The sequence below is a fragment of the Microbacterium sp. NPDC077184 genome (assembly GCF_040687055.1).
Classification (GTDB): Bacteria; Actinomycetota; Actinomycetes; order Actinomycetales; family Microbacteriaceae; genus Microbacterium.
Map to the genome: position 1 here is coordinate 763374 of NZ_JBFBMM010000001.1, position 21144 is coordinate 784517.

17 protein-coding genes are annotated in these 21144 nt (G+C 70.3%); 12 read left to right on the forward strand and 5 right to left on the reverse strand.

The genetic code is table 11. The features are described 5' to 3' along the window. Positions 1-330 precede the first annotated feature (330 nt). The 4 genes from AB0O93_RS03675 to AB0O93_RS03690 form a co-directional block, all read right to left on the reverse strand. Entirely contained in the window at positions 331-2214 is a 1884-nt protein-coding gene (locus AB0O93_RS03675) for a glycogen debranching N-terminal domain-containing protein (RefSeq protein WP_363340605.1), read from the reverse strand. Then, on the reverse strand, positions 2211-3116 hold the full coding sequence (locus tag AB0O93_RS03680) for a carbohydrate ABC transporter permease (protein WP_363340607.1): 906 nt from the start codon (positions 3114-3116) through the stop codon (positions 2211-2213). Before AB0O93_RS03680 ends, AB0O93_RS03675 begins: the two co-directional genes overlap by 4 nt. Continuing rightward, positions 3113-4159, reverse strand: coding sequence for a sugar ABC transporter permease (locus AB0O93_RS03685; protein WP_363340996.1), 1047 nt, complete (start codon positions 4157-4159; stop codon positions 3113-3115). The genes AB0O93_RS03680 and AB0O93_RS03685 overlap by 4 nt, the downstream gene beginning before the upstream one ends. A 139-nt stretch (positions 4160-4298) precedes the next feature. Continuing rightward, positions 4299-5552 carry an extracellular solute-binding protein gene (locus tag AB0O93_RS03690; RefSeq protein WP_363340609.1) on the reverse strand — a complete coding sequence of 418 codons (1254 nt, stop codon included), beginning with the start codon at positions 5550-5552 and terminating at the stop codon, positions 4299-4301. 188 nt (positions 5553-5740) lie between these two features. Here AB0O93_RS03690 and AB0O93_RS03695 point away from each other — a divergent pair, with 188 nt between their 5' ends. Next, positions 5741-6760, forward strand: coding sequence for a LacI family DNA-binding transcriptional regulator (locus AB0O93_RS03695; protein ID WP_363340611.1), 1020 nt, complete (start codon positions 5741-5743; stop codon positions 6758-6760). Between the two features lie 104 nt (positions 6761-6864). Here AB0O93_RS03695 and AB0O93_RS03700 read toward each other — a convergent pair whose 3' ends face one another. Continuing rightward, positions 6865-7656: an IclR family transcriptional regulator gene (locus tag AB0O93_RS03700; RefSeq protein ID WP_363340613.1), complete on the reverse strand. Its 792-nt coding sequence runs from the start codon at positions 7654-7656 to the stop codon at positions 6865-6867. A 129-nt stretch (positions 7657-7785) separates the two neighbouring features. Between AB0O93_RS03700 and AB0O93_RS03705 the strand changes: the two genes are divergently transcribed. From AB0O93_RS03705 to hutH, 11 genes are all read left to right on the forward strand, one after another. Next, the gene (locus AB0O93_RS03705; RefSeq protein WP_363340615.1) at positions 7786-8124 is read left to right on the forward strand and encodes an STAS domain-containing protein; all 339 of its coding nucleotides are present in this window, start codon (positions 7786-7788) and stop codon (positions 8122-8124) included. Between the two features lie 2 nt (positions 8125-8126). Then, positions 8127-8888, forward strand: coding sequence for a PP2C family protein-serine/threonine phosphatase (locus AB0O93_RS03710; RefSeq protein ID WP_363340617.1), 762 nt, complete (start codon positions 8127-8129; stop codon positions 8886-8888). Beyond that, positions 8885-9313 (forward strand): ATP-binding protein, encoded by a 429-nt coding sequence (locus AB0O93_RS03715; protein WP_363340619.1) that lies wholly within the window; start codon positions 8885-8887, stop codon positions 9311-9313. Before AB0O93_RS03710 ends, AB0O93_RS03715 begins: the two co-directional genes overlap by 4 nt. Beyond that, a complete protein-coding gene (locus tag AB0O93_RS03720) occupies positions 9310-12456 on the forward strand; it encodes a hypothetical protein (RefSeq protein ID WP_363340621.1) in 3147 nt (1048 codons plus the stop codon). Before AB0O93_RS03715 ends, AB0O93_RS03720 begins: the two co-directional genes overlap by 4 nt. Further along, positions 12449-13609, forward strand: coding sequence for a polysaccharide pyruvyl transferase family protein (locus tag AB0O93_RS03725; RefSeq protein WP_363340623.1), 1161 nt, complete (start codon positions 12449-12451; stop codon positions 13607-13609). Before AB0O93_RS03720 ends, AB0O93_RS03725 begins: the two co-directional genes overlap by 8 nt. Continuing rightward, the gene (locus AB0O93_RS03730) at positions 13606-14916 is read left to right on the forward strand and encodes an oligosaccharide flippase family protein (RefSeq protein ID WP_363340625.1); all 1311 of its coding nucleotides are present in this window, start codon (positions 13606-13608) and stop codon (positions 14914-14916) included. The genes AB0O93_RS03725 and AB0O93_RS03730 overlap by 4 nt, the downstream gene beginning before the upstream one ends. After that, positions 14913-15695 (forward strand): dolichyl-phosphate beta-glucosyltransferase, encoded by a 783-nt coding sequence (locus AB0O93_RS03735; RefSeq protein WP_363340627.1) that lies wholly within the window; start codon positions 14913-14915, stop codon positions 15693-15695. The genes AB0O93_RS03730 and AB0O93_RS03735 overlap by 4 nt, the downstream gene beginning before the upstream one ends. Then, positions 15688-16911, forward strand: a complete 1224-nt coding sequence (locus AB0O93_RS03740) for a glycosyltransferase (RefSeq protein ID WP_363340629.1) — start codon at positions 15688-15690, stop codon at positions 16909-16911. Before AB0O93_RS03735 ends, AB0O93_RS03740 begins: the two co-directional genes overlap by 8 nt. Beyond that, positions 16908-17474: a response regulator gene (locus AB0O93_RS03745; RefSeq protein ID WP_363340631.1), complete on the forward strand. Its 567-nt coding sequence runs from the start codon at positions 16908-16910 to the stop codon at positions 17472-17474. The genes AB0O93_RS03740 and AB0O93_RS03745 overlap by 4 nt, the downstream gene beginning before the upstream one ends. Then, complete coding sequence (locus AB0O93_RS03750; RefSeq protein ID WP_363340633.1) at positions 17471-19486, forward strand: PAS domain S-box protein; 2016 nt, start codon at positions 17471-17473, stop codon at positions 19484-19486. The genes AB0O93_RS03745 and AB0O93_RS03750 overlap by 4 nt, the downstream gene beginning before the upstream one ends. Positions 19487-19575: 89 nt before the next feature. Next, positions 19576-21144 carry a histidine ammonia-lyase gene (hutH, locus tag AB0O93_RS03755; protein WP_363340635.1) on the forward strand — a complete coding sequence of 523 codons (1569 nt, stop codon included), beginning with the start codon at positions 19576-19578 and terminating at the stop codon, positions 21142-21144.

Genomic DNA, 21144 nt, shown 5'->3' on the forward strand with positions numbered 1-21144 from the left:
GATCTGTCGCTCGGCCTCGTCGATCGCGTTCCGCAGGCCCAGGGCGATCCGTTCGTGCTCGCTCGGCAGCGGAGAGGACTCGAGCGTCAGGGTCACACTCACGGGGTGACGGTGGTCGATCAGCTCGAGGAGGTCGGCAGGGGTCGGGATGTCGGCGGTGAGCATGCCTCCACGGTAGGCAGGGCGCGGCGGGCTCTGCAGGGGGTTGCCGACCGGCGCCGCATCGACTACCGCGCGCGGCGCGTCGAGAACGCGGGAGATTTGAGCACTCCGGTGGCCCGGCGGTACCCGCCGTGCCCGGATCTCCCGCGTTCTCGACACGGTAGCCCGTCACACCGTGGCGCGCAGCACCTCGATCGCGGTGACGGCGGCCGCGGCCGACCACGCCTGCGGGCGACAGGCGGCGGGATACGGCACCGGGACATCCCCGGCGGTGCCCGCGAAGCCCGCGTGCAGCTCCGGCACCCGGTATCCGAAGCCCTCCGCCGCGGCCAGCAGGTCCAGGGCGACGAGCGCCGCCTCCTCGTTCAGGCCCGCGCGCAGCATCCCGCGGGCGATGATGGCGGTGTCGTGGATCCAGACGCTGCCGCCGTGATAGCTCAGCGGCCAGTACCCGCCGGCGTCGGAAGACATCGTGCGGATGCCGAACCCGGAGCGCATGGTCGGACCCACGAGCAGGTGCGCGACCTCGCGCTCCTCGTCCGGATCGAGGATGCCGGTCCCGAGCAGGTGGCCGATGTTGCTCGTCAGGGTGTCGACCGCGCGGCCGTGCGTGTCCAGCGCGATCGCGGGGTAGTGCCCCTCCGGGGTGGTCACCCAGAACTCCGCGCGGAATCTCGCACGGAGCGCCTCGCCCCACGCGCGGAGATCGGCCGCGCCGGGTTCGCCGAAGGCGTCCAACAGTCGCGCGCCCGCGAGCGCGGCTTCGTACGCATAACCCTGCACCTCGGAGAGCGCGATCGGCCCCTCCGCGAGCGAGCCGTCCCGCCACTGGATCGAGTCTCCCGAGTCCTTCCAGCCCTGATTGGCCAGGCCGTGCCCGGACCGGTCCAGATACGACAGGAACGCCTCGCCGTGGCGGGTCAGCCACCCGAGCGCCTCTCGGAGGGCCGGCAGCAGATCGCGGAGCTCCTCGATCGGGGTTCCGTCCTCGAGCAGGTCGCCGAACAGACATACCCACAGGGCGGTCGCGTCGACGGTGCCGAAGTACGCGGGCGGAAGCGAGACCTGCTCGCCCGGCACGTGGAACGTGTCGGCGCGGAGCTCGTGGAGGATCTTCCCCGGCTCCTCGGCGGAGTCCACGTCGTCGGTCCGTCCCTGGAGGCGTGCGAGCACGCGCAGGGTGCTGACGGCGATCGCGGGATCGGCGGCGCGCGCCAGACGCGCCGCCCACAGCGAGTCGCGACCGAACAGCGTGAAGAACCAGGGGGCGCCCGCGGCGTAGAACTCGTCCTCCGAACCGGGCAGGCGCAGCCGCAGCCGGTCGAGATCGTCGAGGGCGACCCGCGCCCAGCGCTCCGCGCGCGGGTCGAGGCCCGCGGTGTCGGGCGAGCGCAGACGCCGTGCACTCGTCGCCGGTTCGACCACCATCGCCTCGTCCCGAAGCGTCGCGGTCCAGCGCGCCGCCGCCGATCCCCGCGCCGGGACGTCGAGGTCCCACACGAGACGCACGCCCCCGGCATCCGTCGCAAGGGTGCCGTCTCCGGAGACGAGAGCGGATGCCGCGCCCGCGCGCACCGCCACACCGCCGGGCGCATCCGCCGCCTCCCATGCGGCGGCGTCCGGGGCTCCGGCCTTGACCGTGTGCATCGTGGCGAACTCGGGCTCGAGGTCCACGCTCACGCGCACGCGCTGGGGAGCACCGAGGTGCGCGCGCAGCCGGATGACCTCGGTCATCCCCGTCCCGGACACCTCCCGCTCCCGCTCGAGGATGAGCTTCGGGTCGGCGGCGTCGTCGTCGAGGTCGCGGACGAGCGCGGTGAAGCGCACGCGCGCGGCCGCGTCGGCGGACGTCGCGATCGGCTCGGTCCGCGCGCCCTCGACGGAGAGTGAGACGCGGCGGAAGAACCGCGTGTCACCGAGGTACACGCCGTCGATCGCGCCGCCGCCGACGTCGCCGTCGGGGCGCGCCCAGACCTGGGTCGGAGCGTGGATCACCACCGCGGCGTCGTGCAGCAGGGGCTGGCGGGCGGGGGAGGGGGAGGTGTCGTTCACTCTTTGACGGCTCCTTCGCTGGCGTTCATGATGCGCCGCTGGAAGATGAAGAACATCACGGCGACGGGGATCGTCATGATCGCCGCCGCGGCGAGCTTCAGCGGATACTGGGTGCCCTGACTGAGCTGACCGGAGGCGAGGGAGGCCACGCCCTTGGTCAGGGTGGTCAGTTCGGGGGATTGGGTGGCCACGATGAAGTGGGAGAGCTCGTTCCACGATCCCTGGAAGGACAGGATCACGATCGTGATGAGCGCGGGCCGGGCCATCGGGAGGACGACCGACCAGAAGATGCGGAACGTGCCCGCACCGTCGATGCGCGCCTGCTCCTCCACCGAGGCGGGGATGGACTCGAAGAAGTTCTTCATGATGAAGACCCCGGCCGCGTCCACGAGGAGCGGCAGGATCATCCCGGCGTACGAGTCGTACAGGCCGAGCTGGTTCAGCACGAGGAACTTCGGGATGAGCAGCACGACGCTCGGGACGGCCATCACCGCGATGAGGGCGGCGAAGACCACGGTGCGGCCGCGGAACTGCAGTCGCGCCAGGGCATACCCGGCGAGCGAGACGAAGAAGACCCGGCCGAGGGTCACCATCACCGTCACGATGGCGGAGTTGGTGAACCACAGCGGGAAGTCGCTCCGCAGGAACAGCCGCTCGTACGCGGCGAACGACCACACCTGCGGTACGAGCGACATCGGATCGGTCGCCGCTTCGGCATCCGTCTTGAAGGACGTCGACACCTGCACGAGGAACGGGAAGATGTAGATCGTCGCGAGCACGATCAGCAGAACGTACAGCGCGATCTTGCCGAGGCGACGACGCCCGATGCGGGGCACCTGACGCGGGCGCGAGGAGTGGCTGACGGATGCCGGGGCACCGACGACGGGGGTGGTGGTGGTCATCGGGAGCTCCTCTCCGGGGTCGCGGACGTTCCGGTCGCCGTCGACGGGACGGTGGACGGCTGGTACGCGCGCGCCCGCCGCTTCGACACGGGGCGCTCGCGGAGCACCCAGCGCTGCAGGAGCGTGAAGGCGACGATGATGACGAACAGGACGAACGCGATCGCCGCGCCCTCGCCCCACCGCTGCCCGAGGAACGCGGCGTCGTAGGAGAGGTACGCCGGTGTCAGCGTGGTCTTCCCGGGGCCGCCCTGGGTGCCGGTGTAGATCTGGTCGAAGACCTGCCAGCATCCGATGAGTCCCAGGGTGAGGACGGTGAACAGCGCCGTGCGCAGCTGCGGCAGAGTCACCCGCCAGAAGCGCTGCCATGCGTTCGTGCCGTCCATGAGCGCCGCCTCGTAGGTCTCGCCGCCGATGTTCTGCAGCGCGGCGAGGAAGATGAGCATGAAGGTGCCGCTCGTGGTGAACACCGCCATCAGGATGAACGCGCTCATCGCCACCGAGGGTCCGCCGAGCCACTCCCACCAGGTGACGCCGAGCATCGACCCGTCGGCGAGGGCGGGTGGGGGCTGGGTGATCCCCACCGCCGCGAGGGCGTTGTGGACGACGCCGCTCGGATCGTTGAACCAGTTCGGTCCCGACAGCCCCACCCACGACAGGACCGTGTTCACCACACCGGTGGAGGAGAAGAGGAACAGCCACAGAATCGTGATCGCCACCGAGCTGGTGACCGAGGGGAAGTAGAAGGCCGTCCGGAAGAACCCGCGTCCGCGCAGCACCGCGCGATTGACGAGGACGGCGAGGAAGAGCGACAGCGCGGTCTGCAGCGGGACGACCAGCAGCACGTACCAGGCGTTGTTGCGCAGCGCCAGGCCGAAGTCCCGGCGCGGGAGACCCTGCTCGGTGGTGATGGAGGCGTAGTTCTCCAGGCCGACGAAGCTCACGTCGGCGCCGAAGGGGCTGCCGCGTCCGCGCCAATCCGAGAAGCTCACCCACAGCGCCATCACGACCGGGACGAAGAGGAACAGGCCGAGGATGACGAGCATCGGCAGGGTGAAGGTCCACCCGGCCGCCGTCTCGTTCCGACGCAGACCCCGCCCCCGCCGGGCCCCGCCACGAGGCGGGGCGCCGGTCGGGGACGTCGTCCCGTCGACCACGGAGGTTCCGACAGGGGACGCGGTCATGTCAGCCGACGATCGCTTGCAGGTTCGTCTGCACAGAGGAGAGGATGCCGGCGGGGTCGCCGGTCTCGAGCGACTCCAGCTGTGCGTTGAAGTCTCCGATCACCTGCGAGACCCCGGCGTTGGTGGGAAGACCCACGGCGTACGCCGAGCCGTCGAGGAACGCGGCGAGGTCGGGGTTCGCGGCGGTCCAGTCCGCGGCGGCGGATTCGATCGAGGGCATCGGGCCGAACGCTTCGGAAAAGGCCAGCTGCGCGTCGGTGCTGGTCAGCGACTCGACGAGCTGGAGCGCGGCCTCCTGGTTCGGGCTGTCGGCGGCGATACCCCAGCAGTTGGTGAACTGCATCGTGCCCTGTCCCGCGGGGCCGGCGGGAAGCTCCGCGACGAGGTACTCCACGTCGGGGTAGTCGGCGTTCATCGCGCCGGTGATCCAGTTGCCCTCGATCGTCATCGCGGCCAGCTCCCGCCCGAAGGCCTCGCCGCCCCAACCGGCGCCGATGTCGGCGACGTAGGCGAAGGATCCCGCCTGCAGCTGCTCCTGCGCGTAGGTGAGGCCCTCGACGTTCTCGGGGCTGTCGGCGACGGCCTCGGTGCCGTCGTCGGTGACGAGCGCGCCGCCGGCCTGAGCCATGAAGACACCGAGGCGCTGGTACTCCGCGCCGAACGCGAGTCCGACCCGGCCGTCCTGCGTCAGGGTCGCGGCGACGTCGGCGAGCTCCTCCCACGTGGTGGGGACGTCGGCTTCGGTGAGTCCGGCATCCGCCCAGAGTCCCTCGTTGATGATGAGGGCGAGGGTGGAGAAGTCCTTGGGGGCGCAGTAGAACTCGTCCTCGTAGGTGAAGTTCTGCACCAGGCTCGGGTAGAAGTCGTCGGCGTTGCTGAGCTGGTCGCCGTAGGGGAGCAGCGCCCCGCTGTCGGCGTACCCGGCGAGGGCATCGGTGGAGAGGTAGAACACATCCGGCGGGCTGCCCGCGGCGAATCCCTGGGCGAGCTGCTGGTTGAGGTCGTTGGCGACCTGCACCGAGGCGTCGATGCCGGATTCCGCCGACCACGCGGCCACCGCCTCCTCGACGGCGGCGGTCTCGGCTTCACCGCTCGAGCCGATCAGGATCGTCAGGCCGTCCTCGGAGGTGGTGAGTCCGCCGTCACCGCTGTCCGCGGTGTCGTCGAACCCCGAGCCGCATCCGGCCAGAGCCAGGGCGGCGACGGCGACGAGGGCCGGCGCTGCGGTGCGGCGGATCAGGGGGCGCTGTGTCATGGGTCTCTCTCCTTCGATGAGTCCGTCGAGAACGCGGGTTCTAGATCGTTCAAACGTGCTGACGCGATAACTTGATCGTTCAAACTCCCGTGTTCTCACACGTTAGGGACGGCGAGCGGGTCCTGTCAAGATGGGCGGGGGCGCCCTAGGATAACGATTTGAACGTTCCCAGGGTGGAGGGGGTCGCCATGGCGAAAGCACCGACCGTCGAGGACGTCGCGCGGGTCGCGGGGGTGTCCCGTCAGACCGTGTCGAACGTGCTGAACACTCCGGCGATCGTGCGGGACGGCACGCGCGAGCGCGTGGAGCAGGCGATCCGCGACCTCGGCTATCGACCGCACACCGCCGCGCGGGCGCTGCGGACCCGCCGCAGTTCGACGATCGGCATCCACCTCGATCCGTACGCCGGAGGAATCTCGGGGGTCGTGCTGGACCGCTTCGTGCACGCCCTCACCGAGCGGGCGACCGACCGCGGCATGCGCGTGCTGCTGTACGCCGCGCGCACGGCCGATCAGGAGATCGCACGCATGGGCGATCTCGTCGACGGCGGCGAGATCGACGCGGTCGTCATCACCGGCACCTTCCACGGCGACCCGCGCACCCGCTGGCTCACCTCCCGCAACGTCCCGTTCGTCGCCTTCGGTCGCCCGTGGGGTGTCGACGACGTCGAGGATCCCGCCCACCTCTGGGTCGACGTGGATGGGGCGGCGGGAACGGCGGCCGCCACGCGATTCGCGCTCGATGCCGGTGATCGCGTGGCCTTCCTCGGCTGGCCGAGCGGATCGGGGACCGGAGACGAGCGCGAGCGCGGCTGGCGCGAGACGATGCAGGGTGCGGCGCGCAGCGGTCTCCGGCTCACCGTCCGCGACGACGTCGCTCTGGCGCGCGCGGCCGTGGCGGACGCGCTCGAACGCCACGAATCGATCGACGCCCTGGTCTGCGCGAGCGACTCCCTCGCGATCGGGGCGCACCTCGCCGCCGTTGAGGCCGGCATGCCGCGGCTGCCGGTGATCGGCTTCGACAACACCCCGTCCGCCGAAGCGCTCGGGCTGTCGAGCATCGAGCAGCTTCCGGAGAAGGTCGCCGCCGGTGCTCTCGACCTCCTCATGGGGCCGTCGGGGAACGTCGTCGCGCCCCGCCCGACGACCGCGGGGGCCGCGCACGTCCTCGTCGAGCCTCAGCTGGTCGTGCGGACGCCCTCCGTCTGAGCGGCCGGCGGCTCGTGTGAAACCCCGGGGTGATTCCGACCGTTCGAGGCCCCGGAAGAGGCTGAAGCGTCGGAATCGCCCCGGGGTGTGACGGGGTGTGGGCGTCAGGGCGTGCCATAGAGGTGACGGGAGAGCTCAAGTGCCGCATGCCGCAGCTCGGCGGCGAGGTGCTCCGGGTCCCGCGGCAGCTCCTCCGGCCACGTCACCGCGACGGCCGCGGCGGGCCAGCCCGCATGGTCGCGCACGGCGACACCCACCGACCGGAGCCCGAGCGTGACCTCTCCGTCCTCGCTCGCGAACCCGCGCTCCCGCACCTCGCGCAGCACCTCGCGGAGCTCCGCGGGTCGCGACGGCCCGCGCCCGGTCCGGTCGGCGAACGCCGCCGCATCCGGGAAGAGGGCTCGCACCTGCGCGCGGGGAAGTGCTGCGAGCATCGCGCGCCCGCTCGCGGTGAGGTGCGCGGGAAGGCGGACGCCGACGTCGGTCACCAGCGCCGGCCGGCGCGGCGCACGCTCCTCGACAAGGTAGAGCACGTCGCGTCCGGTCATCACGGCCAGATGCGCGCTCTCGCCCGTCCGGTCGGCGAGCGCGGCGACCAGAGGGCGCCCTAGGTGGGCGAGGGGCTCCTGCCGCGCGAAGCCGCCCGCCAGTTCGAACGCGGCGGTTCCGAGTCCCCACCGGCGCTCGTCGGCCAGGTGCACCACGAACCCGTGACCCTCCAGCACCTTCAGCAGGTGGTAGACGCTCGACCGCGGGATGCCGAGGTGCGCCGTGATCGTCTGCGCCGCGATCGGCCCTCGCTGGCGCGCGAGGAACGACAGGATCCGCAGCGTCTGATCGGCGGCGGGAACCTGAGATCTCTCCGGAGTGCGATCCCGCCGGTCGGAGGTGGCCATCGACCTCAGCTTGCCAGAAACACGTGCGGAGTCGTTGACAGCTTAATATAAAGCGCTATAAAGTTGCATCGAGCCCACCCGAAGGGCTCGAGCGCCACCCGAAGGCGCGTCATCTAGGGAGAGTTCGTCATGCACCTCACCGTCAGCCGGGAACCTGACCTCATCGCCGCCACCGTCAGCGGGCGATTCGACGCGCATCGCGTCGAAGAATTCGATCGGCGGGTGATCGGCCTCATCGATGAGAGCCGACCCCACGTCTACCTCGACCTCTCCGAGGTGGAGTTCATGGACTCCAGCGCTCTGGCGGCGCTGGTGCGCACGCTCAAGGCGACCCTCGCCCACGCCGGGTCGACGACGATCGTGGAGGTGTCCGACGCCGTGCGCATCATCCTCGAGCTCACGCGGCTGGACGAAGTGTTCCGCGTCGCCGGGACTTCCCGGGCCGGGCGCGTCGCGGCGCGAGCCTGACCATGTCGTTGCTCATCGATCAGCGCCCCGTCTCACCGGGGTACGACGCGTCGCGGCACGCCGAGCGGGTGCAGCGCGCGCTCTCGACATCCTTCGGTCTCGCGGTCGGCGACGTTTCGGCGGCATGCGACGTCCGCGAAGCCCTCGGGATCGGGGGAGACGTCGTGGATCTGCTGGAGATCGACGGGCACCTGGTCGCGGTTCTCGCGGACGTCTCCGGCAAGGGCACCGCCGCATCGCTCGTGGCGGCCATGCTGCTGGCGAGTGTGCAGCACCATGCGCCGCAGGTCGGTGCTCGACCCGGCGCGCTCCTTCGTGCCGTGGACACCTCGATGCGTGGTGTGCTCGATCGCACCGGCACCCTCGCGACCCTCGTGGTCGCGGCGGTCGACCCGCGTGCGCGTGTCGTCCGTCTCGCCTCCGCCGGACACCACCCGGTGGTGATGCACGCCGCGGGTCGAGCCACCTGCCTGGTCCCGACCTGCCCGCCGCTGGGTTCCGTCGAGGCGAGCGCTTTCGAACGGGAACTCGCCTTTCCGCCCGGCGCGGTGCTGACCCTCGCGAGCGACGGCGTGACCGATCAGCAGGACTGGCGCGGCTACGAGTTCGGCATCGCGGGGCTGCAGCGCATCGTCGCGTCGGAGCTTCACGAGCCGCGCCTGGCCGTCGACGCGATCCTGTCCGCGGTCGACCGTCATGCCGGCCTCGGCCCCGTCTTCGACGACCGCGCCGTCGTCGTCATCCGATCCGAATATCCGCTGTGAGAACCCACGATTTCCTCGTCGGCGACGGCGTCGACTTCTCGCGCGTCGACGAGCGCATGAGCGGGCTGCTCGATCGATCGGCCCGATGGCTCGGACACGAGGACGCGCACCGGGCGAGGCTCGGTCTCCACGAGCTCCTCGTCAACATCCGTCGTCACTCCTACCGCGGCGGAACCGGACCGATCAGCGTGGCCATGACCGCCTCGCCCGCGGCTGTCACCGTGCTGGTCACCGATTGGGGCGGGACGCTCCCCGTCGGCGCGCTGCCCGACGCTTCGCAGGGCGCGAGGCCGAGCCTGTCGGGCGACGGCGGGTACGGGCTCGCCATCATCGACCAGGTGTTCAGCGACGTCGAGTATCGGAGGGCGTGCGGGCGGAACGAGTGGGTGCTCTCCGTCGACGCCGCCGACGTCCCGGAGCGGTGACCGCCGTCGCGCTCGCGCCCGATGTCCGGCGCGAGGATCAGCTGCGCGTCGCGCGCCGCATCACGTGGGGCGTCTCCTTCGTCTACGTCGCGATCTCGTTCGTCGTGTTCCGAGGCGTGCTCTTCGGCATCCCCGACATCCTCGCGGGGCGGTCGGTCATCGTGGGCGACGAGCTGGTCCCCTTCTTCAACGTCGACAGCCAGCTGCTGGAGCAGGCCGCCGGACAGTTCAACGAGCTGACCCACGGCTACGAGTTCCGTGTGCGGTACGCCTTCCTCACGACGTGGGTGCGCCATTTCCAGGTGCTGCCGTTCGCGATCCTGCTCGTCATCCCCGGCATCGTGATCGTCGCCTATCGCGCCGTCGTCTGGTTCCTCACCGACGTCTTCCGCACGCTGTCGCCGGTCACCATCGCGCTGTCCGCGGCTCTTCCCGTCGTCCTCGTCTACGCGATCATGATCTACGCCAAGGTGACGCACTTCTACACGCTCGCCCTCGGGCTCGCGATGGTCACCGTCTCGATCCTGTTGATGCTGCACGCCCTGCTCTTCGCTCAGCGCCGATGGATGCTGCGCGCCACGCTCGCATCCGTCATCGTCCTGCTGAACCCCGCGGTGCACTACCTCGTGCTCTTCGTCGTCTTCGTGGCGGTCGCGGGCATCACACTCCTCCTCGGCGAGCTCGCGCGCTGGATCCGCACCGGTGGCGTTGCGCGGCTCCCCGGCCTGCCGGCGCGGATCGTCGCCGCACTGCGGGCGCGCGACCGGGCACGCCGGATCCGTCTCGCCGTGCGGCGGTGGAGCCGGACGACCATCGGGCGCGGGGTCATCGTGGTGGCGATCTTCGTCGTGGTGACGCTCATCCCGTACATGCTGTTCGTGAAGTTCGTCGCCCTGCGGGGGGTCGAGAACCTCTCCGAGACGGTGCCGGGCGATTACTACTTCATCCGCGACGCCTCCGTCTCGTGGCTGCACGTGCTCAGCTGGGATCTCGCGGGCATCATGGACAAGATCCTCTACGGCGACTACCTCGCCAAGGTGCCGCGCGTGAGCAACCTCATGTACTCGGCGATCTTCCTCGTGCCGTTCGTGGTCCCGCAGGTGCGTCGCGCGCTCCTCACCACCCGCGCCCACCGGCAGCTGTTCGGCGTTCTGGCCGTCGTCTCCGCATTCGCCTTCTGGGCGACGATCGGATACGCCGAACCGCAGTGGTTCCCGAGCTTCCACCGCACGCTCTCCGCCGTGACGCGCACGCTCGCGGGCAACGACGGACCGGTGGGCTCGATCAGCCTCTCGATCTCGTCCACGATCGTGCAGGTCCTGCGCTTCCCCCACCGATTCCAGCTGCTGCTGTTCGTCGTCGCGCCGCTGGTGATGTCGCTCGCGATCGCATGGGCCGTCGATGCGGTGGTGCGTCGCTCGATGCGCCGCGCTCGGGCGGGCGACGCGTCGCTCCTCCGCGCCGCGGCCCTCGTGGCGATCGGCGCGGTCTTCTTCGCGCCGCTCCTCTCCAACGCCAACTACCGATCCGTCTTCGGATCGGGGAACTTCGGCACTTTCCTCTCGCCGTACCCGGTGCAGGACCTGAAGGAGCTCAAGGCCGAGCTGCTCGGCCTGGAAGAAGGCAAGACCGTCGTTCTGCCGCCGACCGAGACGGCGAAGCTCGTCACCGACGACAACGGGATCGACCACAAGTTCATCGACAAGTTCTTCATCTACTACCTCGACCTGCCGAGCTACTACTACGGGCTCACCGGCGACAGCGAGAACAAGTTCGAGTTCTTCCTCCTCCTCCGTGGCCTCTACTACCAGCAGGACTGGTGGATCAACATCGCCCGAGACATCGATCTGCGCTACATGATCGTCAACAAGAAGCTGCGCGACAACCGCGGCGTCGGCGCGGAGTACCTCCCCGACGTGGAGACGTACATCGGTCCCGCCCTGCAGCGGCAGGAGGCGATGGGATTCGTCGAGAACCGCTTCGAGAACGACACGTTCATCCTCTACGAGCTCGTCGATCCTCCCGCGGACGACCGGCCGACGCTGCTGATCGACACCAGCTGGAGCGAGTATCTCGCCCTCCTGTGGAACCGCCTCGATCTCACCCGCTGCTACGACCTCCAGTACCTCCCGTACGCCGAGGAGACCGCGGATGCGCTCGTCTACACCGGTGCGTCTCCAGAGACGACCGCGGTCGACCTGTGGGTGCAGCGGCATCCGGAGGCGTTCGCCTCACCGTCGCCGAAGATCTTTCCGTTCAACTCCGACATCGTCGCGTCGAGCTACTACCTCTCGCCGATGTTCCGAGCCTTCCTGATGTTCTCGACGACGAAGTGGAACCGCACCGAGATGATCACCCCCGGCGTGTTCGGCACCCTCCGTGGCTCGTTCATCGCGGTGCCGCGGGCCACCGGGTTCACCATCACCGCGAAGGTGGACCACGCCGGCCGTTACCGGATCCTGATGCGGGGCGCTGCGAGCGCCAACGCACTGACCGTCGATTCCGGAACCGTCGAACTCGACCGCGCGCTGGAGCTGCGCCCCGCCCCGGGCGCGGTGGACTTCTACACGTCCGAGACGGTGTATTCGCCCGACCGCTCGCCCGTCGACACCTCCGGCATCGCGGTCGGGGAGATGCAGGCGCGCCTCGATGACGGACTCGTCGCAGTCAATTCGCGATACGAGTACCACGACCTCGGGACGGCGGAGATGGATGCCGGGGCGCACACGCTGCGGATCGACAAGCTCGATGCCAACCCCCTCCTCGTCGAGGGCGTCGTCCTCGTCCCCGAGACCACGTATCTCGCGCTCACCGATGAGGAGCCGTCGGGCCTGATCGTTTCCCCGGCCCAGCTGGAGTGCACCGACACCTACGACGTCTTCGGACCGGACAGCGAGGGCTACGTCGATGCCGCCGCCAACGACGCGCACGCCGACCTCTCGGAACAGGAACTGCTCGACCTCGCGGCCGCGGGAGTGTCGTCGCTCGAACCCGAGGACTCGGGCGGACTCGGCGCCGACGGTCTGGTCCTCCTCCTCGCCTCGCTTCTCGTCCTCGGAGCGGTCCTCACGATCCGCGCCCGCACGCGGCCCCGGTCCGAAGAGACGACCACCCCCGACGATCACGGAGATCCCCATGACTGACACGCCGATCCGCATCCTCCTGCTGGGCACCCACGGCCAGCACAACATCGGAGACGAGCTCTTGCTCGAGACGTTCCTCGCCCAGCTCGGCAGCGATCACTCGTACGTGATCAACACCTACGACCTCGCCGACACCACCGCTCGACTGGGGGCGCGATACACGTACGAGCTCATCGACACGGCTCGGGATCGCGTGGCGCTGCTCGGCCACCTGCGGCGCGCCGACGTGCTCGTCTTCGCGGGCGGCAGCATCGTGAAGGAGCTGTCCCGCGCCACCGGGCGAGGCCGCTATGCGACCCTTCTGATGATCCTGGCGCTGGTGGTCGCGGCGCGATGGTTCGGGGCGAAGCCGGTGGCGATGCTCAACATCGGAGTCGGTCCTATCCAGACCGCCCGGGGTCGCCGACTCGCGCGCCGGATCCTCGACCGGGCCGACCTCGTCACGGTGCGCGACGCGGCGTCTCGGCGTCTGTGCGATGACATCGGCACCTCGACGACGGTGGTCGCCTCGACCGACGCGGTCTTCGCGACGACTCCCGCCTGGCTCCGCGGCGACGAGGTCGCTACGCCGCGGGAGGCGTCGGGCCCGCTGCGCGTCGCACTCAGCCTGAACCACGACATCGCGGTACCCGAGAACTGGAACCACGTCATCGAGACCGTCGGCGCGGCCCTGCGGACGGTCGGGCACGAGCGTGCGCTCGAGATCCACGCCCTGCCGATGCAGTCCCGCGGCAAGACGCACCACGACGCGGCGGTGCTCGATGAATTCGCGGCGAGGAACCCGGGTCTGACCGTCATCCCGCACCGACCGACGACGCACCAGGATGTCGCGCGCATCGTCGCGTCGTGCGACCTCGTCCTCGGCGAGCGCCTGCACGCCCTCATCACCGCGGCGAAGCTGGGGGTCCCCGTCCTCCCCTTGGTCTACGACGTCAAGGTCGGTGAGCTCGCCGAAGCATTCGGGGTCTCACACCTCGCCGTGGATCTCGGAGTGCCCTTCACCGCGAAGGACCTCGTCGATGCGATCACCGAGGTCGCGGATGAGCCCGCCGTCGCCCGGCGGGCACTCGGCGAACGCGTGGCCGATCTCACCGACCGCGCGCGCGTCGGATTCGACGGCGCGCGCGCCTGGATCCGGGAGCAGGCGCGATGACCGCTCCCGACGCGCGGCCTGTACGCGCATTCCTGGCCGGCGCGGCCGTGCTGTCGCTCACCATGCTGCTGGTGAGCGCCGCGAACTACCTCGTGAACTTCGCGCTCGCGCGCCTGCTCGATCCCGCCGAGTTCGGCGACGCCACGCTGGCGATCACCCTCGTGCTCTCGGCGGCGATCATCGCCGCCACCGTGCAGATGGTCGCGGCGCGCTCAGCGGCGGCACAGCCGGAGAGCGTCCCGGAGCTACGCCGCACCCTCGTGCGATGGGCGATCATCATCGGCCTGATGTGCGCCGCTCTCCTCGGCGGGGGAGCGTGGTCCCTCGCCGCTCTGCTGCAGACGACCAGCCCCTGGATGTTCGTCATCATCGGCGTCGGTCTTCCGGTCTACTTCGCCCAGGCCGCCTACAGGGGCCTTCTGCAGGGGGCACTGCGCTTCCCGCGGCTCGCGGCGACGTACGTCGCCGAGGCGGTCGCCCGGGTGGGGATCGTCCTCGTGCTCGTAGCCGCGGGCTGGGGTGTGGTCGGGGCTTCGCTCGGCATCCTGATGTCCTTCCTCGCAGCCGGTGCCGTCGCCTGGACGCGCCCTGTTCGTCGCGGTCCACGCGTGACGATCCCCTTGCAGGACCTGCGCGGGACGATGGCGGCGGCGGTGGTGATGCTGGCGGCGCAGACGGTACTGAACAACGCCGACCTGGTGCTCGCCAAGGCCGCCTTCGATCCCCCCGCGGCCGGCGTCTACGCGGCCGCAGCGGTCCTGTGCCGATCGCTGTACTTCGTCTCCTGGTCAGTGGTCCAAGCCGTCGTCCCCGTCCTCGCGGGCGCGTCGACGACACCGGCGGAGCGCCGTCGAACGGGCATCCTCGCCTTCTCCGTGATCGGCGTCCTCGGAGCAGTCGCGGTCGTGCTCGCGGCGAGCGTCGGCGGCGCGGCGGTGGAGATCCTCTTCGGCCGCGCCTACACCTCCGCCGTTCCTCTTCTCGTGCCCTATACCGCGGCGACGGCGCTGCTGTCGCTGTCGACGCTCCTCGCGGCCACGGACGTCGCGCGCGGACGCCGCATCGGCCCACTCGTCCTGCTGGGCGGCGCGGTGGTCCAGGTCCTCGTCCTTCTCATCGCCGCCGACACCCCCCTGTCGATGGCCTGGCTGCAGGTCGTCACGACGGTCGTCACCCTGACCGCGCTCGCGACCGTGTCCCTCGCCCGCGCGCATCGTCTGCGGACCGCCCTTCCCTCCCACCCGGCTCCCGAGCCGACCCCCCTCCCGACGGCCGTGGCCGCCCGAGCAGAGCAGAGGAGCTCATGAACACCACAGCGCACACCTACGAGGCGTACGTCTCGTGGCGCGACAACCGCAACACCCGTCCCATCGATCTCAGCGTCGTCGTACCCGCATACAACGAGCAGGCGCGCATCGTTCCCACCATCGGGGCGTTCGCCGCGCACCTCGCCTGCACGAACCTGACCTGGGAGCTGATCGTCTCCGACGACGGTTCCCGGGACGCCACGCGCACGCTCATCGATCTGATCGATCACGCGAACGTCCGTGTCGTGCACGCACCGCGCAACGCCGGGAAGGGCGCAGCGGTGCGCCGCGGGTTCCAGCACGCCGAGGGCCGCATGGTCCTCTTCTCCGACGCCGACAACGCCACCCCCGCCCAAGAAGTGGGGCGTCTCATCGCGGAGCTCGACGCGGGCGCGGACGTCGCGATCGGATCGCGCGCCGCCGCCGGCGCGGACGTCGTCAATCGATCACTGCTGCGCCGCGCGATGACCGCCGGACTCCGCGGGGTCGTGCGGGTGGGGCTCGGGATCGGCGTCGCCGACACGCAGTGCGGCTTCAAGCTTTTCACCGCGGGTGCGGCGGCACGGATCGCGGCCGCGCAGACGGTGGACGGGTTCTCCTTCGATCTGGAGATGCTCCACCTGGCGCAGCGCTTCGGATACCGGATCGCGGAAGTGCCGGTGCGCTGGTTCGATGCGCCCGGCTCCACGGTCCGCCCGGCGCGGGAAGCCCTGCGCTTCGTCTGGTCGATCGCCCGGATCCGGCGGAACGCCCTGACAGGGGTGTACCGGAATGCGTGAGACCACGATCGCCGTCGTCACGGCGCTGAGCCCCAGCCCCACCACCCTCGCCGAATACGGCCTGCACCTCCTCGCCGCCCTCGGCCGCAAGCGCGGCATCCGCGTCGTCGCTCTGGTCGAGGACCTCCAGGTTTACTATCCGTCGATCAAGGGCGTCGAGATCCACCGGACGTGGCGATTCGGTTCGATCGGGAATCCGTGGCGCATCGCGCGCGCCGTCCGAGCGGCGGGAGCGGACGCCGTCATCATCAACGCCCACTTCACCAGCTTCGGCTCCTCGAAGGTCTCCGCCGCGCTGGGCCTGCTCACGCCGCTCCTCTTGCGGGTGCTCCGGGTTCCGGTCATCACCCTGATGCACAACATCGTCGAGACGGTCGATCTGGGTGCGGCCGGATTCCGCGCCGGCCGGATCGCGGAGATCCTTCTGCGCGCGATCGGCACCGCGCTCACCTGGATGGTGCTGCGCTCGCACGTCGTCACCACCACGATGCCGAGATACGTCGACGTCCTTCGCGAGAAGTACCGTGCGGGAAACGTCGCACTGACTCCGCACGGGTCGTTCGGCGGCGCACCCGTCGTCCCGTCGCCCCCGGTGGCATCGAGGGGGGCGACGGTGCTCACCTTCGGCAAGTTCGGCACCTACAAGCGGGTCGAAGTGCTCATCGACGCGGTCCGCTCGCTGGGTCGGCCCGACGTGCAGGTGGTCATCGCCGGCACCGACAGCCCGAATTCCCCCGGATACCTGGCGAGCATGGAGGAGCGCTACGGCGGGTCCGACCTGCAGTTCCGGGGGTACGTTCCCGAGGACGAGGTCGAGGCGCTCTTCCGCTCGGCCTCGGTGACGGTCTTCCCGTACGCGGGCACCACGGGAAGCTCCGGAGTCCTCCATCAGGCCGGCGCGTTCGGCTGCCCGCCGATCATGCCCCGCATCGGCGACCTGCAGGACCTCGTCGCCGAGGAGGGGTTCACCGGTGCGTACTTCGAACCCGACGACGCCGCCGACCTCGCCCGGGCCATCGCGGAGCTCCTCGACGACGCCGAGGCCCGCGCGCACATCGCCCGCGTGAATCACGTCGCCGCGACGGGGCTCTCTCTCGACGAGATCGCCGACTGGTACCTCATCCACGTCGGGACGCTCGTCCACCGCGATCCGCTCGCGCTGCTCGCGCGTCAGAACGATCAAGACTTCATGAAGTTTTGTAAGATCAGCTCATGATCACCAGCGCGGACCTCGTCGCCCGCATCAGGCAGGCCAACGGCGACACGCAGGAGGGCCTGGCGCGACGTCTGGCCGTGTCGTATCCCACGATCAACGCGTGGGAGCGCGGACGCAGCGAACCCACGCCGAAGCACCGGGCGACGCTGGAGGCCCTGGCGGCGGAGCTCGACATCGTCCACGAGTTCGTCGTCATGGTCATCGACGACGATCCCGTCACCGCCGCCCTCGTCGAGGCGGCGGCGATCGGGTTCGGCGGCGTGGTGTCGGTGCACTCGGCGCTCAACGGCTGGGAGGGGCTCGTGATGTGCGGGGCCGTCCAGCCCCGTCTGCTTTTCCTCGACATCATGATGCCCGGGATCGACGGTCTCGAGGTCGCCCGTCGCCTGCCCGCGATCCCCGGCCTCGACGAGATGCGCGTGGTCTTCGTCACCGCCTCTCAGAGCCCGGAGATCCTCGAACGCGCCGCGGCGCTCGGCAACGCGGTCCTCGGGAAGCCGGTCGAACTCGACGCCTTGGCCGACGTGATCCGCACGACGATGGAAGACGCGTCGCCGCGATGACGGGACAGCGGCCCGACGTCCTCGGCGACATCGTCGCCCGGCTGCCGGTGGCGATGTACCGTACGACGGTCGAGGGCCGTTTCGTCGCCGGCAACGATGCCCTCGTGCGCCTCCTCGGTGCCGAATCCTTCGAGGCCTTGGCCTCGGTCCACGCGCGGGACATCTACGCCGACCCGGATCGCCGCGAGTGGCTCATCCGCCGTGCGCAAGCGGGAGATCCGATCCCGGTGGAGGACCTCCAGATCCGACGGTTCGACGGCGGTCTTCGCTGGGTGCGCGTGAGTTCGCATCCGGTGTGGGGTGAGGACGGCGCGATCGCCTATTTCGAGGGGATGATCGAGGACGTCACCACCCTCCACTCCGTCGACGCGCAGCTGCAGCGATCGAACGAACTCCTCGACGCCCTCACGCGCATGCAGGGGCAGTACATGGCCGGCGGCGACGTGGGGGAGCTCTTCGACGGACTGCTCGAGGACCTGCTGGCGGTCACGGGCAGCGCCTACGGCTTCATCGCACAGGTCCTGCACGATGCCGACGGCCCCTTCCTGCGCAGCTGGGCCATGACCGACATCTCGTGGAACGAGACGACGCGGGCGATGTATGCCCGATTCGGACCTCGCGGCATGGAGTTCCACAACCTCGACACCCTCTTCGGTCGTGTGGTCACCGACAACGGGCCGGTGATCTCCAACGCGCCGCTCACCGATCCGCGCGCGTCGGGACGGCCCGACGGGCACCCGCCCCTCGAGTCGTTCCTCGGCGTCCCCATCCGACGGGGGGATGCCGTGGTCGGAGTCGTCGCCCTCGCGAACCGGGAGGGGGGCTTCGACGAGGAGTTCGTCCACTTCCTCGCGCCGCTCGCGGCCACCGTCGGCAGCCTCATGGAAGCTGCGACCGTCGACCGCGAACGCATCGAGGCCGAGCGCCGCCAGGCGCATCACAAGGAGCTCCACCGGCTGATCGTCGAGGAGGCGGCGGACGCCATCGTGACCTTCCGGGCCGACGGCAGGATCGTGCTGGCCAACCGCGCCGCGCGAGAACTGGTCGGATCGCCCGCGGCGGATCTCATCGGAACGCGTGTCTGGGCCCACCTCCCGCCCGCGCACCTCCGCGCCTACATCCGCCGCGCCGGCGACGCGCTGCAGACGGGTTCGAGCATGGAGATGGAGGTCCGAGGACTCGACGGGGTCCTCCGGCCGGCGGAGGGCACGTTCGTCCGCGGCCGATACGACGGAGAGCCCGTCACGACGGTCATCGTCCGCGACATCGCCGCGCACAAGGAGACCGAGGCCGCGCTCCGGCAGGCGCGGGACGCGGCCGAGGGCGCCGCCCGGGCGAAGGACGAGCTCCTCGCGGGCGTCAGTCACGAGCTCCGGTCGCCCCTCAACGCGGTGATCGGTCTCAGCTCCGTCCTCCAACGCGAGATCTACGGGCCGCTCACCGACCGGCAGCGGGCGTTCGTCGACCAGATCGGCGACAGCGGACGCCACTTGCTGGATGTCATCACCACCATCCTCGATTTCGCCAAGACCGAGGCCGGCAAGGACGAGCCGGTCTTGACCGACTGCGATGTCGCTGCCGTCATCGCGGAGGCGCGCGGAGTGATCAAGGATCTCGCTGTCCGTCAGGGGCTGGACATCGTGCTCGACGCACCCGTCGACCTTCCCCGCATCCCCCTGGATGCCGTGCGCTTCCGGGCCGCCCTCATCAATCTGCTCGCCAACGCGGTGAAATTCACGCCCGCAGGAGGCTCCATCGGCGTGCGGGTCACCGATACTGCGGAGTCGGTGCGGATTGTGGTGTGGGACACCGGTGTCGGCATCGCCGCGAACGACCTCGAGCGCATCTTCGAGCCGTTCGAGCAGGGCGACTCCTCCCTGTCGCGCCAGTACGAGGGCACAGGCCTCGGACTCACCCTCAGCAGGCGACTGATCGAGGCGATGGGCGGTAGCCTCACCGCGACGAGCGTGGTGGGACGCGGCTCCGAGTTCGCGATCGTCTTCCCGCGCTGAGTTCCGCGGCCACGCCCCCGTCTGAGATCACAGACACAGAATGGCACGCGGCCTCCCCGCAGGCGAGCGTCGTGCGGTGGGATCGACCCATGAGCACCGCCGTCGCCTCCCCGTCCGCACGCACCGTCGAGATCGGCGACGCCACGCTGCGGCCCGCGGACGTCGTCGCCGTCGCGCGTCACGGCGCATCGGTCGCCCTGAGCGTGGCGGCGCGGTCGCGCATGACGGAATCCCGCGCGATCGTCGACGCCCTCGCCGAGGACACCCGGGCGCACTACGGCATCTCGACGGGATTCGGCGCGCTCGCGACGACATTCATCCCCGCTGAGCGCCGGGTCGCCCTGCAGGCGAGCCTCATCCGCTCGCACGCGGCGGGCACCGGAGCGGAGGTCGAGCGCGAGGTCATCCGCGCGCTGCAGCTGCTGCGCCTGCAGACCCTCGCGACCGGTCGCACGGGTGTCCGTCCGGTCGTCGCGGAGACCTACGTCGCGATGCTCAACGCCGGCATCACCCCCGTCGTCCGCGAGTACGGCTCGCTCGGCTGCTCGGGCGATCTCGCGCCGCTGTCGCACGTCGCGCTCGCCGCGACCGGCGAGGGAGAGGTGCGCGAGGCCGACGGCACGCCGACGGATGCCGCATCCGCGCTCGCCGCGGCCGGCATCCCTCCGCTGGTCCTGGCGGAGAAGGAGGGTCTCGCCCTCATCAACGGCACGGACGGCATGCTCGGGATGCTCCTCCTCGCCCTCGCCGACCTCGAAACGCTGTTGGAGACGGCCGATGTCGCCGCGGCGATGTCGGTGGAGAGTCAGCTCGGCTCCGACGCGGTGTTCGCCGCCGACCTCATGGCGCTGCGCCCCCAGGACGGTCAGGCCCGGTCGGCCGCGAACCTCCGCGCCCTCCTCGCCGACTCCGAGATCGTCCGCTCGCACCGCGATCCCGCCGCGTGCACCCGGGTGCAGGACGCGTACTCGCTTCGCTGCTCCCCGCAGGTGCACGGCGCCGCGCGCGACACCGTCGATCACGCACGGCGCATCGCCGACCGGGAACTCCTGTCCGCCGTGGACAACCCGGTGCTGACCGCCGACGGACAGGTGCGCTCGAACGGCAACTTCCACGGCGCGCCCGTGGCCTTCGTGCTGGACTTCCTCGCGATCGCCGTCGCCGACCTCGCCTCGATCTCCGAGCGACGGACCGACCGTGCGCTGGACCCTGCCCGCAGCCACGGACTGCCGCCCTTCCTCGCCCACGAGGTCGGGGTGGACTCGGGCCTGATGATCGCGCAGTACGCCGCGGCCGGGATCGTCTCCGAGCTCAAGCGCCTCGCGGTCCCGGCATCCGTGGACTCCATCCCGTCCTCGGCGATGCAGGAGGATCACGTGTCGATGGGGTGGGCGGCGGGTCGCAAGCTCCGCCGCGGCGTCGACGGTCTCGCCCGGGTGCTCGGCATCGAGGTGCTCACCGCCGCCCGCGCCCTGGACCTCCGCGCCCCGCTCGCTCCGGCGCCGCGCACCGCCCGGGTCCGCGATCTGCTGAGGGATGCCGGCATCGGGGGCCCCGGGACGGATCGCTTCCTCTCGCCCGACCTCGAGCGGGTCGCCGCGCTCGTCAGCTCCGGGGCGGTCGCCCGCGCCGGCATCCCCGAATCCACGAAGGAGTGA